General features: G+C 26.2%; 13 protein-coding genes. 12 read left to right on the top strand and 1 reads right to left on the bottom strand.

Translation table 11 applies throughout. The features are described 5' to 3' along the window. Positions 1-45 precede the first annotated feature (45 nt). From EJJ37_RS04795 to EJJ37_RS04765, 8 genes are all read left to right on the top strand, one after another. Positions 46-2,088, top strand: coding sequence for an ATP-dependent DNA helicase (locus EJJ37_RS04795; protein WP_133014459.1), 2,043 nt, complete (start codon positions 46-48; stop codon positions 2,086-2,088). Between the two features lie 61 nt (positions 2,089-2,149). After that, on the top strand, positions 2,150-3,076 hold the full coding sequence (locus EJJ37_RS04790; RefSeq protein ID WP_133014458.1) for a hypothetical protein: 927 nt from the start codon (positions 2,150-2,152) through the stop codon (positions 3,074-3,076). A 577-nt stretch (positions 3,077-3,653) separates the two neighbouring features. Beyond that, a complete protein-coding gene (locus tag EJJ37_RS20980; RefSeq protein WP_275547908.1) occupies positions 3,654-3,779 on the top strand; it encodes a hypothetical protein in 126 nt (41 codons plus the stop codon). Positions 3,780-3,859: 80 nt separating this feature from the next. Continuing rightward, positions 3,860-4,402, top strand: coding sequence for a GNAT family N-acetyltransferase (locus tag EJJ37_RS04785; RefSeq protein WP_133014457.1), 543 nt, complete (start codon positions 3,860-3,862; stop codon positions 4,400-4,402). A gap of 229 nt (positions 4,403-4,631) precedes the next feature. Then, positions 4,632-5,387, top strand: a complete 756-nt coding sequence (locus tag EJJ37_RS04780) for a class I SAM-dependent methyltransferase (RefSeq protein ID WP_133014456.1) — start codon at positions 4,632-4,634, stop codon at positions 5,385-5,387. A 474-nt stretch (positions 5,388-5,861) separates the two neighbouring features. Then, entirely contained in the window at positions 5,862-6,809 is a 948-nt protein-coding gene (locus EJJ37_RS04775; RefSeq protein ID WP_133014455.1) for an NTP transferase domain-containing protein, read from the top strand. A 195-nt stretch (positions 6,810-7,004) separates the two neighbouring features. After that, complete coding sequence (locus EJJ37_RS04770) at positions 7,005-8,987, top strand: FUSC family protein (protein ID WP_133014454.1); 1,983 nt, start codon at positions 7,005-7,007, stop codon at positions 8,985-8,987. 168 nt (positions 8,988-9,155) lie between these two features. Continuing rightward, on the top strand, positions 9,156-9,494 hold the full coding sequence (locus EJJ37_RS04765; RefSeq protein ID WP_133014453.1) for an arsenate reductase family protein: 339 nt from the start codon (positions 9,156-9,158) through the stop codon (positions 9,492-9,494). A 94-nt stretch (positions 9,495-9,588) separates the two neighbouring features. Here EJJ37_RS04765 and EJJ37_RS04760 read toward each other — a convergent pair whose 3' ends face one another. Continuing rightward, positions 9,589-10,896 carry an aspartate kinase gene (locus EJJ37_RS04760; protein WP_133014452.1) on the bottom strand — a complete coding sequence of 436 codons (1,308 nt, stop codon included), beginning with the start codon at positions 10,894-10,896 and terminating at the stop codon, positions 9,589-9,591. A 255-nt stretch (positions 10,897-11,151) separates the two neighbouring features. On the opposite strand from EJJ37_RS04760, the gene EJJ37_RS04755 reads away from it, so the two are divergent. The 4 genes from EJJ37_RS04755 to EJJ37_RS04740 all read left to right on the top strand — a co-directional run bounded on the left by EJJ37_RS04755 (position 11,152) and on the right by EJJ37_RS04740 (position 16,441). After that, complete coding sequence (locus tag EJJ37_RS04755; RefSeq protein WP_133014451.1) at positions 11,152-12,105, top strand: DUF4003 family protein; 954 nt, start codon at positions 11,152-11,154, stop codon at positions 12,103-12,105. A gap of 8 nt (positions 12,106-12,113) precedes the next feature. Next, entirely contained in the window at positions 12,114-13,160 is a 1,047-nt protein-coding gene (locus EJJ37_RS04750; protein ID WP_133014450.1) for a DNA polymerase IV, read from the top strand. A gap of 121 nt (positions 13,161-13,281) precedes the next feature. After that, positions 13,282-13,956, top strand: coding sequence for a deoxyribose-phosphate aldolase (gene deoC, locus EJJ37_RS04745; RefSeq protein WP_133014449.1), 675 nt, complete (start codon positions 13,282-13,284; stop codon positions 13,954-13,956). A gap of 181 nt (positions 13,957-14,137) precedes the next feature. Continuing rightward, entirely contained in the window at positions 14,138-16,441 is a 2,304-nt protein-coding gene (locus EJJ37_RS04740; RefSeq protein ID WP_133014448.1) for an AAA family ATPase, read from the top strand. The last annotated feature ends 182 nt before the right edge of the window (positions 16,442-16,623 follow it).

The following is a 16,623-nucleotide window of genomic DNA, read 5'->3' as shown; positions in this document are numbered from 1 at the left end:
ATGGTAAAATGATAATGTATTATTTAAATGATATAGGAGAATGAAATGATATTTAAAGAAAAATACACTGAATTTTATGATACTAAAATAATAAGTAAAGATTATGGAGAAAAGATTTCAGGTAAAGTTTATGATTTATTTATAGAAAAATTACCTAGATTGGGATATGAATCTAGAGAGGGCCAAGAAAATATGGCATTAGATATAAGTGAAGCTATAAGGGATAATCAGCATATTATGATTGAAGCTGGTGTTGGGATTGGTAAATCATATGCTTATTTAGTTCCACTGATATATTTTAATTTATATACTAATTTGCCTGTGGTTATATCAACTTCAACAATAATACTTCAAGAGCAATTAGTAAATGATATAAAGAAAATAAGTAAGATAATTCATATTTATCCAGATGTAATATTAGCGAAAGGCAAGTCTCATTTTAAGTGCAGTAAGAGGGTATTGGAATATTTAGAAGAAAATATCACTATAGAAGAATGGTTAGAATTATGGCTTAAAAAAGATGAGAACTTTGATAGAATTAAATTACCTTATGCTGTAAAAGATTCTATTTGGAATAAAATTAATGTTGATGATGAATATTGTAATGGGAAACGTTGTGAATTATATGATAGTTGTGAGTATATGAAATTAAGAAGTAAGTTAATAACAACAGAAGGAATTATATTATGCAACCACGATTTATTAACTATGGATTTAAGAAAAAAACAAAAAGGAATACGAAGTATATTGTCAAATAAAACAGCTTTAATAGTTGTTGATGAAGCACATAATTTAGAAGAAAAGGTTAGAAATTCGTTAAAAAAAGGTTATTTATATAAAAGCCTAGTAAATAAATTAAGAGAAGCAATTAATTTTGTAAATAGATATGAAAGGGAGTTGGAAATAGGTAATGATATTTTTTCTATAGTTGAAAAAATATTTAATGAATTATTAAGGCAGGTAATACAGCAGAAAAAAAGTATAGGTAATATAGATAGTGATATTGAGAGATATTACATAACAATAGAAAAGATAAGTAAAGAATTAGATGATTTAAAAGTGTTTGTATCAGATTTAAATATTAAAGTTCAATTAGTAGAGAATGATAGGGTGGAAGAACAACAGTATAATATAATGGAAAATTTATTTGAGATAGAAGGTCTTACAAAAAATTTATTAGATAATCAATCTAATTATTTATTTTGGATTGAAATGAAAGGTAAGAAGAGCAATATTAATAATATTACAATTGTTGAATGTCCAAAGGAACTTCAAAAAATGATACGAGAGTTATTTTTTAACAATCCTAACTTTAATACGATTTTAACATCTGCAACATTAACAGATAAGGCAAGTGGAGAAAATGAAGATAGGTATAGATATATTATTAAAAATATAGGTTATCCTGTTAATGAACAAGCTATTTTATCAGAACCTAAAGAATCGCCATATAACTACGCTGAAAATTCAATTTTATACTATAGAGAAGATATGCCACATCCAAGAAAACAAAGAAATGAATTTATTGAAAAAAGCATAGAGGTAATTACTGAATTAATAGAATTAACAAATGGAAGAACTATGATTTTATTTACATCAAAAGAAGATATGAATAAAGTATATAATGGATTAAATGAAAAAAATTTAAAGTTCAAACTATTAGTACAAGAAGAAGGTGTATCTCAAGATTTGATGATAAAAGAATTTAAAGAAGATAAAAATTCAGTTTTATTAGGTACGGGAGCTTATTGGGAAGGAGTAAGTATTGAGGGTGAAGCATTAACAAGTTTAATAATATTTAAATTACCGTTTTCAGTACCAGACCCTGTTAGTGATTATAAAAAGACTTTAGTAGAAAATCCATTAATGGAAGTTGATGTACCAGAAATGATAATAAAACTTAGACAAGGTGTAGGAAGATTAATTAGAAATGCTACAGATAAAGGAATAGTAACTATATTAGACTCTAGAATAAGTGATAGTTCTAAAATGGAGTATAAAAACATAGTTTTTGAGTCGTTACCTATAAAGGTTAAAACAAATAATTTAGAGGATTTAAAGGAATTTATAAGAAATAAATTTATATAAAAAGTACATTAATAAATTTAATTAAGAGATACTTGATACTAAGTTAGGGAAGTGTTTTAATATGAATAGAGTTTTTAAAAGCTTGAATGAGGCTATTGAGAATAATAAAAAAAGTGATTTTAGAGAGTATATAAATAGGTATAAAGACATTAAAAAATGGGTAATATGTAGTGATTATTGTATAGGAGATAAAAATAAGAATAATGATGTTATTACATTTACATTATTTCCATATGTATATGACTTTAGGGAAATACAAAGTTATATAGAACTAATAGCAAAAACGGATATTAAAAAAGCAAGGGCAATAAGTGATGAGTTTTGTAATTTTTATCATTGTGGATTAACATATTCTTTCAATTTTATTTTAGATAAAAAGAATTTTATAATAAGAGGATTTGATAGAAAAAATATAGAGATATATTTAAGGGAAATATTACAAATGGTGAATAGATGGATTAACAATGAGCCAGATAAAAAATATTACCTAGAGGTTAGAAGTATCTTACAAAGCGCTTTAAAAGAAATAAAACGTCCATCAGCTAACATAAAATTATTTAGAGAAATAATTTACATTTCTTTTATTGTTTCATATATAACGCATTTATTGAAACAATATATAGAAATTGAATTAGTTGGTTGGTTTTCGGATATTGATAAAATTACTACTGCTTATAATCGTTTAGCATTTGTGCTATATAATGTTCAAAGGCATTGTTTATGTGTATATAAATTTGGGGAAGAATATAAAAAATTTGAAGTTGTAGTTGGAAGTGATGAAGATGGTAAGATATTTTGGGAGGGTATGAATAGAATTCCTGATTATTTATGTGGATTTTTATCTGATTATAATATAGGGGAAAATGGTGTTACAAAAGAAAAATTTTGTAAGGTTGCAGAGAAGATTGTAGCTGATAATAAATATATATCAATTTATAAAATTACAGAGGATAGAATAAAAACTATTAATGTAAAAAAATCATTATGATAACCTTATTTCTGTAGCTAATAAGAATTTATTAGCTACTATGTTTACTTATAAAAAAGTTCCGAAAAATAGAGTCTCATATGAAATTGTAATGATTTTGTATGGGGCTCTTTTTGCGTTAGGGTAGGAAAAATGGGAGGTGAGAAGGAGGGAAGAGAGGTGAGAAATTTTCGAGACATTTTTATGACTGAGCAATCCTTTTCTCTGCAACCGAAGGTTTGCCCTTGTGGATAACTCCTCAAAAATACAAAAATATTTTTTCGAGACTTTTTTATTACTGCACTTAAAAAAGTGACGCTAATCCTTGATGAAATCTAGTCTAGAGGCAGGTGAGAGTTTTTTCGAGACTTTTTTTTGAGTGAACATTAATTGTTTACTTATAAAAAAGTTCCGAACTTTATAAAATAGTTCCGAAAAATAGAGTCTCATATAAAATTGTAATGATTTTGTATGGGGCTCTTTTTGCGTTAACCCAAGGAAAATGAGAGGTGAGAAGTAGGGAAGAGAGGGTGGGAAATTTAAATATGCTAGAATTGTAAAAATAATATAAAATTATATAAAGTGACACTTTTAAATAGTGAAAACAATTAGTAGAAAACTTTATAAGAATGATGATAGATATTTAATAGATGATGAATATTTTAATAGTATAGAGTATATTGGTGTAATAGCATATATATATAATAAGGAATTTATGGGATAAAGTTGAAATTTGTGTTAATATATTATTAAATAGTTAATGAATAATTGTATTATATAGCGAATTAAAAAGGGGGAATTAAAATGAAAGAGATTATTACAGATAGACTAATTATAAGACCTTGGACCATTAGTGATAGTAGCGATTTATATGAATATGCCAAAAGTGAATTAGTTGGTCCAAATGCTGGATGGAAACCACATAAATCAGAAGATGAAAGTAAAGAAATAATAAATATGTTCATAAGTAATAATGATTCATATGCAATAGTTTTAAAGAAAGAGAATAAAGTAATTGGTGGCATAGGATTACATAATAGCAAACCAGATGTTTCTTTGGAATATTTAAATCAAAGGGAAATTGGTTATGTTTTAAATCCAAAATATTGGGGAAATAATTATGTTCCAGAAGCAGTAAAAGCGTTGCTTGAGTATGGATTTATTGAAATGAACTTAGATTTAATTTGGTGTGGTCATTTTGATTTTAATAATAACTCTAAAAGAGTTAATGAAAAATGTGGTTTCAAATATAAATTTACAAGAAAAGAAACTTTAGAAAGATTAGACAATATGGTAGTTAATGTATTATATTATAGTATTTTTAAAAATGAATATGAAAATAACTAAGTAAATAATAAACAATCTTAAACTTATGTGAATTACTTATTATATAACTAATAGACAAATTTTGAATTTGAAAGTGGGTGAAATCTCAAGATGGGAAAAGAACGAATTAACTACTTGATGCAGTTATAATAGCTGATAGTAGATCGTACCAAGAATAAATTTATATATACTATCAGTAAACTGCATCAATTTTCTATTAATTAAAAAATATATGAAAAGAGGGGCAGTTATGAATTATAGTAAATTAAAAGAAGTATGGAAAAAAGAAGAACAGGATACATTTAAGGGGTGGGACTTCTCTTATTTAGAAAATAGATGGGATGATGAAGAATTACCTTGGAATTATGAGGAGATATTAAAGAAATATTTAAGGTCATATTATAAATTATTAGATATGGGTACTGGTGGTGGAGAGTTTTTATTGTCACTTAATCATCCTTACAATAACACATCTGTTACAGAAATGTGGAAACCTAATTTTGAGCTATGCAAACAAAATTTAGAACCACTTGGAATTGAAGTGAAGCAGGTTTTTAATGATTCTCAATTACCTTTTGAAGATAATACTTTTGATATAATTATCAATAGACACGAATCCTTTGATATTAATGAAGTAAGTAGAATACTAAAGACTAATGGAATTTTCATTACTCAACAAGTAGGTGGAAAGAATAATGAAATATTATCTAAGGCATTAATAAAAGGCTTTAAGCCATTATATTCAAATAATACTTTAAATAATAACCTAAAAAAATTAGAAAATAACTTATTTGAAATTTTATATGCTAATGAATATTTTCCTTATTTACGTTTTAGAGATATTGGGGCAATTGTTTATTTTGCTAAAATTATTGAATGGGAATTTCCAAATTTCTCTGTAGAGAATTGCTTTGAGGAACTATGTAAATTAAATGAAGATATAAATTCTAAGGGATATGTAGAGAGTATTGAGCACAGATATATAATAGTTTCCAGAAAAAAATAATAGCATTAAAATTAAATTATTAGAATTATATTTTGAATGTGAGTTTATATTTGGTTTTATTGATGATTTATTTTTAATATTAAAAACAAATTTGTTGAGGTGTGAATTATTTGCTGTATAGTAATAAAATTTATCCTTATCTCTGTAGCTAATAAGTATTTATTAGCTACTATGTTTACTTATAAAAAAATTTTCGAACTTTATAAAATAGCTACGAAAAGAATTATAAAAAAGTTTCGAAAAATAAGGTCTCATATGAAATTAAAATAGTTTCATATGAGACTTTTTTGCGTTAAAGCAAGAAAAAATAGAGATGAGAATAGGAGTTGAGGAGGGCGGTTTTTAAATCTTTAAAAAAAAATGATTTGTAAATATTAATAAAAAATTACAAATATTGAGCTTATAATATGATTTATGTAAAATATATATTAGATTTAATTAAATTAAAATATATTAGGAGTAGGAAGTGTACATATGCTAACTAATAAAAAGAAAATAACAGGAGGAGTAATTGCTGCTGTTAGAAAAATATTTGAAAGTGATAAATCTGAACCATTATTAAAGGTTGGGTCTATTTCTGTAATAAAAAGAATAGTTTTAACTTTTCAAAGAGCTGGAATTTATCCTATTGTAGTTGTTACTGGTTATGAATCTTATGAAATTGAACGTGATCTTGCTAGCTTCGGAGTTATATTTTTAAAAAATGAAGACTATGAAAATTCTCAAATGTTTGATTATGCAAAAATAGGCTTGAATTATTTAAAAGATAAATGTGATCAGATTATATTTAATCCTGCTAATATTCCAATGTTTACTTCAGGGACTATAGAAAGTATGTTGAATTATAATGAAAAGGTTGTTTCTCCATCTTATAATGGAAAATCTGGACATCCTATTTTAATAGCTTCTGAATTGATTCCTGAAATTCTTGAATATGATGGAGACATGGGAATGCGAGGAGCTATTCAGAAAATAGGAGTTAAAAGAAAATGGGTAGATGTAGAAGATGAGGGGATTTTACATAATACAGATGATATTAATAGATTGGACAACCTTTTAGAAAAACACAATGATGATATGATGCATTCTTTTATTAAAATAAGTATTGAAAAAGAATCTTTATTTTTTGATTCAAGAACAAAATTGCTTTTATTTTTAATTCAAGATACACATTCTGTAAGAAATGCATGTAGGCAAATGGCATTATCTTATAGTAAGGCGTGGAATATGATAAATTATATGGAAAAACAATTAGGTTATGAAGTAGTAGAAAGAAAGCATGGTGGTAAAAATGGTGGTAAAACATATTTAACGAAAGAAGGAACTGAGTTTCTAGAAAAATATGAAGTTTTTGAAGAAAATGTACGCCAATTTGCCAAAAATGAATTTGATAGGTTGTTTAACTTAAGGGAGTTGCATTAGGAAGGATAAAAGAATAATACTAAAGGGGATGATTTTTCCAGAAATGGGTAAATAGGTTTTAATTTCAATGGGGACAGAAGAGAAAAAATTTTAATATTTAACAAAGCAAGCCATAATGGACAAATATTGACAAGTATCTATGAAAAGAATATATTGATATAGGGAAGTATAAATATTATAGAGGTGAATTTACAAGTGGAAGTAGTAAAAAAACAGTTTGTGAAAATGAAAGATGGCTTTGTAGATGGACTACCGACTATAATTATGGCCATTATTTTATTTTTTTCTATTTTAAAAATATTTGGAGTAACTGAAGTTATAATAATGCCTTTTTTAGTACTTTTATTTATAATTAAATCAAAAGAGGAATTTAATTTAAAAAGGTTATTAAAAATATTTTCTATGATATTATTAATATCAATTTTTTCCTATATTGCGAATCTAAATATAGTGTTATGTGTACTTATTAACCTTATTTTACCAGCTATTATAGTTTATTTATATACAGATAGTTTTACACCTAAAGGATATTTTGTGTATGTAATGGCATTTGTATTCTTGCAACTAAGTCCTATTGAGTTTTCACATTTACCTAAAAGATTTTCAGCCTTAATCTTTAGTATGGTACTTATAACTTTAGGATTATTTATAAATTCATTAAAGGATAGATATAAAAATAGTTATGAATTAGCGGAAAATGGATTGTTAAACTTATCTAAGCAAATAAATAAGATAGTTCAAAAGGAAAAGTTGAAAAATGATATAGATGAGCTTAATAGGATAATTTACAAATTAAATAATCTTATATACTCAAGTAGAAATTATAAGTATTTAGTAGATAGTTTTGGTTCAAATAACTATTATTTTATGTTAGTATTTCAAAAATTTCAGTATGTCATAAAAACTATCCATAAGAATTCTGATAATTTAAATGATAGTGATATTTTATATTTAAATGAATTAAATAAATTATTAAAAAAGATATCAGAAGACATGAATGAAAAAAATAATACAGATTTAATAAGATTATTAGATAATTTTATAGATAAACAATATTTTACAAATAAGAAAGTAGAATATGATATAGCATATATTATTAATATTTTAAGAGTAGCTCTTTCAAATATGACTATAACAAATTTTGATAATATAAAAGATAATTGGAGAATACCTAAAATAGCACATAAAATACGTGGAATTAAGTATAACCTTAAATTAGATATGTTTCAATTACGTTTTGCATTAAGGTTATCTTTTGTATTAACAACAACATTCTTAATATCTAGATTAACAGGATTGAATCATTCTTATTGGATTCCTATGAGTGCTTTCTTAATGGTTACTCCTTTTTATGAGGATAGTGCAGAGAGAATTAATAATCGTATTCTAGGTACAATTCTAGGATCTATATTAACATTCTTATTACTTAGTATATTCCATACAGCTAATGCTCATATTATAATAATAGTTTTAATGACAATATGTATGTATTCAGTAGTACCATCAACATGGATTATGACTTCATATACTACTTGTTATGGACTTACTTTAGCTACTTTAGCAATGGATAGAAATGAAGCAATAGAGCTTAGAGTAGCATATATATTTATTGCAGCTGTTATTTCAATATTAGCAAATAAGTATATTTTACCTAATAAGAGTAGTTACGAATTTAAGCTAAATGTAACAAAACTAATTACAATAGATAGAGAAATGGTATTAATGCTTAGAAAGGCTTTAGAAAATAGAAATGAATTTGATAGTACATACTTAAAGGAGTTACTAATAAGATCAAATCAAATAAATTTAGATATCAAAAATTACAAAAAGAAAAATGAATATGAAGAATCTTTCTATAATAATTTATTAGAGATAAACAAGCAACTTATACATGAAATTCAGCAGATTTCATATATAGTTGTTAATAATAATGAGATTTTACAAGAAGATAGAAATATAAATGAGGTATTAGATAATATAGAAATTATTTTAAGTAGAATTCATCTAACATTAGAAAGTAATGAGTTAACTGTAGATCAAATTATGTCAAAGAAGGCTAAGGATTATGGAGTAATTAGTAAAGATTTATATTTTAATAGTATAGTTATTAATTGTATGAATAATGCAGAAAAGATGTATGCTTTAGTAAGCAGAGAGTATAAAGAAGTTACTAATTAATATGAATAAGTGAGAAATACTAGAATTGAGCTGTATCAAAATAATTTTTGATACGGCTCATTTTAGATTATAAATATATCTGCTTCATATAAAGTTATATATTACTAGAATAATAAAAGTTAAATTTATGATATAATAATCATTATTTAAAAGATGAAAGGAATAAAAATGAATATACAAATATTTGGGACAAAAAAATGTAATGATACTAAGAAGGCTGAAAGGTTTTTCAAAGAAAGAAGAATACAATATCAATTTATAGACTTGAAAGAAAAGGCATTAAGTAAGGGTGAGCTCCAAAGCGTTAAAAAAGCTGTAGGACTAGAAAATTTAATAAATAAAAATTCGAAAGATTATAAGAAGTTAAATATGGATAAAATAAGAGGAGCAGAAACTAGAGAAGATATGTTGTTAAAAAATCCATCATTGTATACTACACCAATTGTTAGAAATGGTAAGGAAGCTACAGTTGGAAATCAACCTGAAATATGGAAAAGCTGGGAGTAAGATAGGGACAAGTGATAAGTGACAAGTGGCAAGTTATGGTTGAAACTCCTTATGGAGTTTCTTAAACTTGAAGCTTGTCACTTGAAACTTGTCACTAGTTAAACGCTTTGTATATAGCATTTATCCCTTTTTCAAAGTCATCATTTTCAATTCCAACTAAAACATTTATCTCACTTGAACCTTGATCAATCATTCTTATATTAATATCAGCCTCAGCAAGAGCATTAAATATTCTAGCGGCTACACCTTTGCTATAAGCCATACCTGTACCTACAGTGGCAATTAAAGCCATATTAGGGTATACAACTACAGAATCAGGATTACAAGAACGTTTAATTTCTTCAACAATAATTTCAGTTTTATTTTTTAAGTTAGAGTCAGAAATAACCACACTTACAGTATCAATACCAGATGGCATATTTTCAAAAGATACACCATGGTGTTCTAAAACAGTAAGAACTTTTCTACAGAATCCAAGTTCAGAGTTCATCATAGATTTTTCTATAGATAAAACAGTAAAATTTTTCTTACCAGCAACACCGGTAATAGTATTTTCATGTTTAGTTTCATTTTTTACTATTAGTGTTCCTTCATCATCAGGATTATTAGTATTTCTAATATTAATTGGAATTCCAGAAGTTCTCACAGGAAAAACAGCATCTTCATGTAAAACAGAAGCTCCCATATATGATAATTCCCTAAGTTCTCCGTAAGTTATAGTTTTAATTTTTTTAGGATTATTAACTATTCTAGGATCTGCCATTAGAAAGCCAGAAACATCAGTCCAGTTTTCATAAAGATTTGCATTTATACTTGCCGCAACTAATGCACCTGTTACATCAGAGCCACCTCTAGAAAAAGTTACTATTTCTCCATTTTCATCAGAACCATAAAATCCAGGGATAACAGCACGTTCATGCTGAGAAAGCTTATCTTTAAGTAAAGCATAAGTTTCTTTAATATTTAAAGTTCCATATTTATTAAATTTAATTACATCTTTTGCATCAATGAAATCAATATTTAAGTAGTTTGCAAGGATTATTCCATTAAGATATTCACCTCTACTTGCAGTATAATCTGCAGATGCCCCATTTTCTATGTCAGATTTTATTATGTTTAGATAATAATCTAAGTTTAAATTTAAATTTAATTCAGTAACTATAGTATGATACCTATCTGATATTAACTTAAATACATCATCTAAAGGAATACTGGATTTTACATGTGCATGACATAGATAAAGTAAATCTGTTACCTTAAAGTCCTTAGAAAATCTTTTTCCAGGTGCTGATGGAACAACATACTTTCTATCAGAATTGCCCTCAATAATATTTTTTACTTTTTTAAAGTGGATAGAATCTGCAAGAGAACTACCTCCAAATTTTGTTACTATAGTATTCATTTTTTTGCCCCCTTAATGTAAACAAAGTTAAAAGTTAACCTTAATAATTATATTAGCAATAAATGACAAAAAACTCAACTATATACTGGAATATAATATGGATATTTACTAGAAAATAATATATAAAATGTTATTAAAATGACATAAATTCATAGTATAATAAGTGTGTAGAATTATAATTTAGTATTAATTACAGTAGTTGAATTTTAATACAGGTTTTTAAATAATTTTAAATTTATGGGGAGATGTAAATAGATGGACAAGTTTCTGGTTGACAGAATACAAATGACGGTTGATAACTATAGGTTGGCAAAAGAAGAGTTAAGAAATGATGGAGATATAATAAATCATTTTGCATCATTAGTTTTTTCACACTATGAAAAGGAAATACCAGTTGAAAGAGTTAAAGAAATTAGAAAAAATATTAAAGCATCAACAACAATAATGTCTCCATTTAGGGGAGATACTTTAAATATACTTTCACTATTAATAGCAACGGTTGATAATGAAAAAGAAGAAGAATTAATAGAAGATATGTACGAAACTATGGAAATATTAGAGGAAGAAGGATTTTCATCAGGTTCATATTTAGCTTTAACGGCCTTTACAATTAGTAAATACTGTAGATATAAAGAGAAAAAGGATATAATAAAAGATATAAAAGAGTTATATATAATACTTAAAGAAAAGTATAATAATATAACTAATGAGGATGATTATTTACTTTGTACTTTATGGGTTATTAATAATATTCAAGCAGAAACTGTAGATGATTTTATAGAGAATATTTTTGATCATATTTCAAATTCACACATAAGATCCAAAAATGGTGTACAAGGTTTAGCTAATGCAATTATTTTAAATGGTTCATCAGGTGAAATGTATAGAACTATGGAATTTATGTTATATCTTAAAAAGAGGAACATAAAAATAGCAAATCAATTTTTGCCATTGCTTGGAGTTGTTGCAAACTATAATCCAAGGAGAAATGTAGATATAGTTGAAGGTGTTATTGAATATTTATGTGATGAAGAGGGAGAATATGAATATTATATAGATAAAGGATTTAGAACTATAATTGCTATAGTGATTGTAGCCTTTTGTACAATGTCTGATAAGAAGAGATATATTGATGAATTATTAGCGCAAGGGGTACTCTCTTTTATTAATAGCAAAAATAAAGGTATTTTTGAGGAAGTAGTATACTAGGTGAAATAATGGAAAAAATAATTTTACATGTGGATATGGATGCATTTTTTGCATCAGTTGAACAAGCAGACAATCCTAAATTTAAGGGAAAACCTGTAATAGTTGGTGGAGTTAGTGAAAGAGGTGTTGTATCCACTTGTTCTTATGAAGCTAGAAAGTTTGGAGTTAGATCAGCAATGCCTATTTTTATTGCACAAAGACTTTGTCCACATGGTATATATTTAAAAGTAAGATATTATAGATATAAGGAAATTTCTAATAGAATATTTGAAATTTTTAGGGAGGTAACTCCAATTATTGAGCCACTTTCAATAGATGAGGCTTATTTAGATTTAAGTGAAGGAAAGTTTAATGATGGATTAGAGGCTGCTAATTATATAAAAAAGAGAGTACGTGAAGAAGTAGGTTTAACTTTATCTATTGGTATATCTTATAATAAATTTTTAGCAAAGTTAGCATCTGATTGGAATAAACCAAATGGAATAAAGATAATAACTGAAAATATGATTCCAGATATATTAAAACCATTACCAATATCTAAAATTTATGGTTTAGGTGAAAAGTCTGTTAGAAAGTTAAATAACATGGGAATGTTTAAGATAGAGGACTTATATGAATTACCAAAAGAATTTTTTATAGAGTACTTTGGAAAGTATGGAATAGATATATATGAAAGAATAAGAGGAATTGACAATAGAGAAGTTACAGTTAATAGAGATAGAAAATCCTATGGTAGAGAAAATACATTAAAGTTTGACACTGAAGATATTCAGGAAATTCTTCATTATGTAAAGAATTTTTGCTTAGAAATAAGTGAAGATTTAAAAAGAAAGAATGTATATATAAAAACTATAACTTTTAAATATAAAACTAGTAATTTTGAAAGTCATACAAGAAGTAGAAGCTTAAGCTATTATACTAATGATTTTACAACTATCTATAGGATAGCAGAGGAAATTGTTAAAGATGAGAATTTTATAGGAACTATAAGGTTAATTGGAATTACTGTATCTAGTATAAAGGAAGAAAAAGTAGAACAGCTAAAATTATTTTAGATAAAGAGTCAAAAAATAATTATATAAAATGATTTATAAAAATCTTTCCAATAAATGATACATCAATTATAATAGATAAGGGCTACTTAAGAAAAATTTCAAAATAAATGGAGGTATTATAATGGATAAAGCACAAATAGCTAGAATGATTGACCACACAATATTAAAACCAGAAGCAACTGAAAAGGAAGTTTTAAAACTTTGTAAAGAAGCTGTAGAATATAACTTTGCTTCAGTTTGCATAAATCCATCAATGGTTCCAGTAGCAGCTACTGCATTAGAAGGAACTAATGTTGAAGTTTGTACTGTAATAGGTTTTCCTTTAGGAGCAACTACTACAGAAGTTAAAGCCTTTGAAACAAAAGATGTTATTGAAAAGGGTGCTACAGAAGTTGATATGGTTATTAACGTAGGTAAGTTAAAGGAAAGAGACTTAGAGTACGTTAAAAATGATATAAAAGCAGTTGTTGAAGCGGCTAAAAATAAAGCTTTAACAAAAGTAATAATAGAAACTTGCCTTTTAACAGATGAAGAAAAAGTTATAGCTTGTCAATTATCAAAGGAAGCTGGTGCTGATTTTGTTAAGACATCAACTGGATTCTCAACTGGTGGAGCAACAGCAGCTGATATTAAATTAATGAGAGAAACTGTTGGACCAGATATGGGAGTAAAAGCATCAGGTGGAGTTAGAAGCAGAGAAGATGCTTTAGCTATGATTGAAAATGGAGCAACTAGAATAGGAGCATCAGCTTCAATTGCTATTTGTGAAGGAATAAAATCAAATTCAAATTATTAAAATAAATATAATAAAAAGGAAGCATATATATGCTTCCTTTTTATTATATTTAAGAATATAGTATACTTTTTAAAAAATATTGCCTAAATTCATAATATAAGAATATTAATATAATATATATCATTGTAAAAAAAGGGGAGACGACTTATGTTAGTAGTTTCTAGCCTTAGATAGGAGGGTTATGAAAAGAGAGTTAACTCCATCAGAAATAATGTTTAAACTAGAGGTGACAGATACTGATGTTGATAAAGGTACAAAAGGTATTAAAGAGTTTAATGATGCCTATAAAAAGGTTGAGAGGGCAATTAATATAGATAAAGAGGGTTATAATCTTTATTTAATAGATACCTTCTCAAAGGATAAATTAAAGGAGCTAACAACTTTTATAGAGAAAAAGTATAAAGACTTAGAAGCACCAAGGGATATATGTTATGTTACATTGGAGGATGTTAACAGGCCTGAAGCAATTTTTGTTGCAAATGGAAAAGGAAAAAAATTAAAGGAAACTGTTGATGATATAAAAAATTGTTACTTAGAAGCTGTAGACGATTTTTATGGTGATTCTAGTAATGATGAGAAGGATTATTTAGTAGAAGATATTCAAAATAAAAGAAATAGTTATATAAATGAATTAACTAAAATGGCGAAAGAAGAGGGGTTTGAAGTTAAGGCCACTAGTAAAGGATTTGCATTTATACCTTTGAGTGGCGATGAAGCTATGACAGAAAAAGAGTACGATGATTTAGAAGATGAAAATAAAAATGTTATAGTAGCTAAAGCGGGTAATTTGAAAAAGAAAGCTGAAAGTATTTTAGAAGAGCTAAAGGATATTGAAGTTAAATCAATAAAGAAATTAAAAAAAATATATTCAAAGTTTTTGGCTACTCAAATGGAAGATGAAAAGGATGAAGCACTTTTAGAATTTATAACAGACGATGATTCATATGAATATTTAGAAAGGTTATTCACTTGTATAGAGGAAGATTTAATTGATTGTTATACAATGAGCATAGAAGAGGATGAAAGTGAAATATATGAAATATTAAATAAATATGATGTTAGAGTAATTGTAGATAATACAAATAACTCTTCTCCACCTGTAATATTTGAAGAGGATCCTAATTTAAATAATTTAATAGGATTAATAGAATATGAAAATCATAATGGAATGTATACAACTAATATTTCTTTAATAAGTGCAGGTTCAATTTTAAAAGCAAATGAAGGGTGTCTTATTCTAAGATTAAGTTCATTGGCTGTAAATACATTAAGTTATTATTATTTAAAGAAAATTTTACTTTCAAATAAAGTATCATTTGATACTAATAAAAGCTATTTAGAATTTATAAATATAAATGGATTAAAGCCGAACCCTATTCCAGTAAAGTTTAAGGTGATTTTAATAGGAGATTATGAAACTTATGATCTTTTATATAATTCTGATGAAGACTTTAAAAAGTTATTCCCATTAAGAGCAGAATTTTCACCTATAGTAAAAGTTAATAATGATTCAGTAATTGAATTAAAGAATATGATTGAGAATAAGGTTAGAAAGAACGAGCTATTTAATCTTAATGATGAAGCTATGAGTGAAATGTTAAAATATTTATGTAGGAAAAGTAGTAGTAGAAATAGAATACTTGCAGAAGATGATGCCATAGATAAAATATTAGTACTAGCTAATAACTCGGCAAAAGAAAGAAAGAGTATGATAATAACTAAACAGGATATTTTAGATGTTGCATATGAAGAGGAATTAATAGAAAGTGAAATAATGAGCATGTATGAAGATAATAAAATATTAATTTCTGTTAATGGTAGAAAAGTAGGAGCAATAAATGCATTAGCTGTACTTGATAGTGGATATTGTACCTTTGGAAAGCCTATGAGAATTAGTTGTGTTGCATGTAAAGGTTCAGGAAGAATTATTGATATACAAAAAGAAAGTAATTTAAGTGGAAAGATTCATGAAAAATCAATAAGTATACTTAGAGGATTATTAACAAACTTGTTAAATCCTTATGAGAATATACCTGTAGATTTTCATTTAAGCTTTGAACAGACATATGGAATGGTAGAGGGTGATAGTGCTTCTGTGGCAGAGATTATAAGTATTCTTTCTGCTTTAAGTAAGAAAGGAATAAAGCAAAATATCGCAGTAACTGGATCTATTAATCAATTTGGTGATGTTCAACCAATTGGTGGAGCTAATGAAAAGATTGAGGGATTCTTTAAGGTTTGTAGTATGTTAGATACAGTAGAAGAAAAAGGGGTATTAATTCCAGAAGGAAATAAAGACGAAATAATATTAAAATCTGAAGTAGAAAAAGCAGTTCAAGAAGGCAAATTTCATATATATACAATGAATAATTTAAATGATGCAATTGAAGTGCTTTTATTAGATGAAGGTGAAGATATAAAAGAATTTTATAAAACTCTACAAAAGGAATTAGAAAAATATAAGGGCAAAGAAAAAGATAAATAAATATTGTAAAGTAATATTTTAAATTAATTAAAGAATTAAAATTTAAAGGTGCTTGTATATATTAAGCAATTTGAAAAAACACATTCTACGTTTAGAAGAATGTGTTTTTTCATTTAATAAAGTAAGAAATATTCAAAAACTTAATTATTTATCTCTAAATTACTATTAATTTAATTATATTT

Source organism: Clostridium cuniculi, assembly GCF_004353185.1.
GTDB classification, from domain to species: Bacteria; Bacillota; Clostridia; order Clostridiales; family Clostridiaceae; genus Clostridium; species Clostridium cuniculi.
This window is presented reverse-complemented; position numbering and strand designations above follow the sequence as displayed.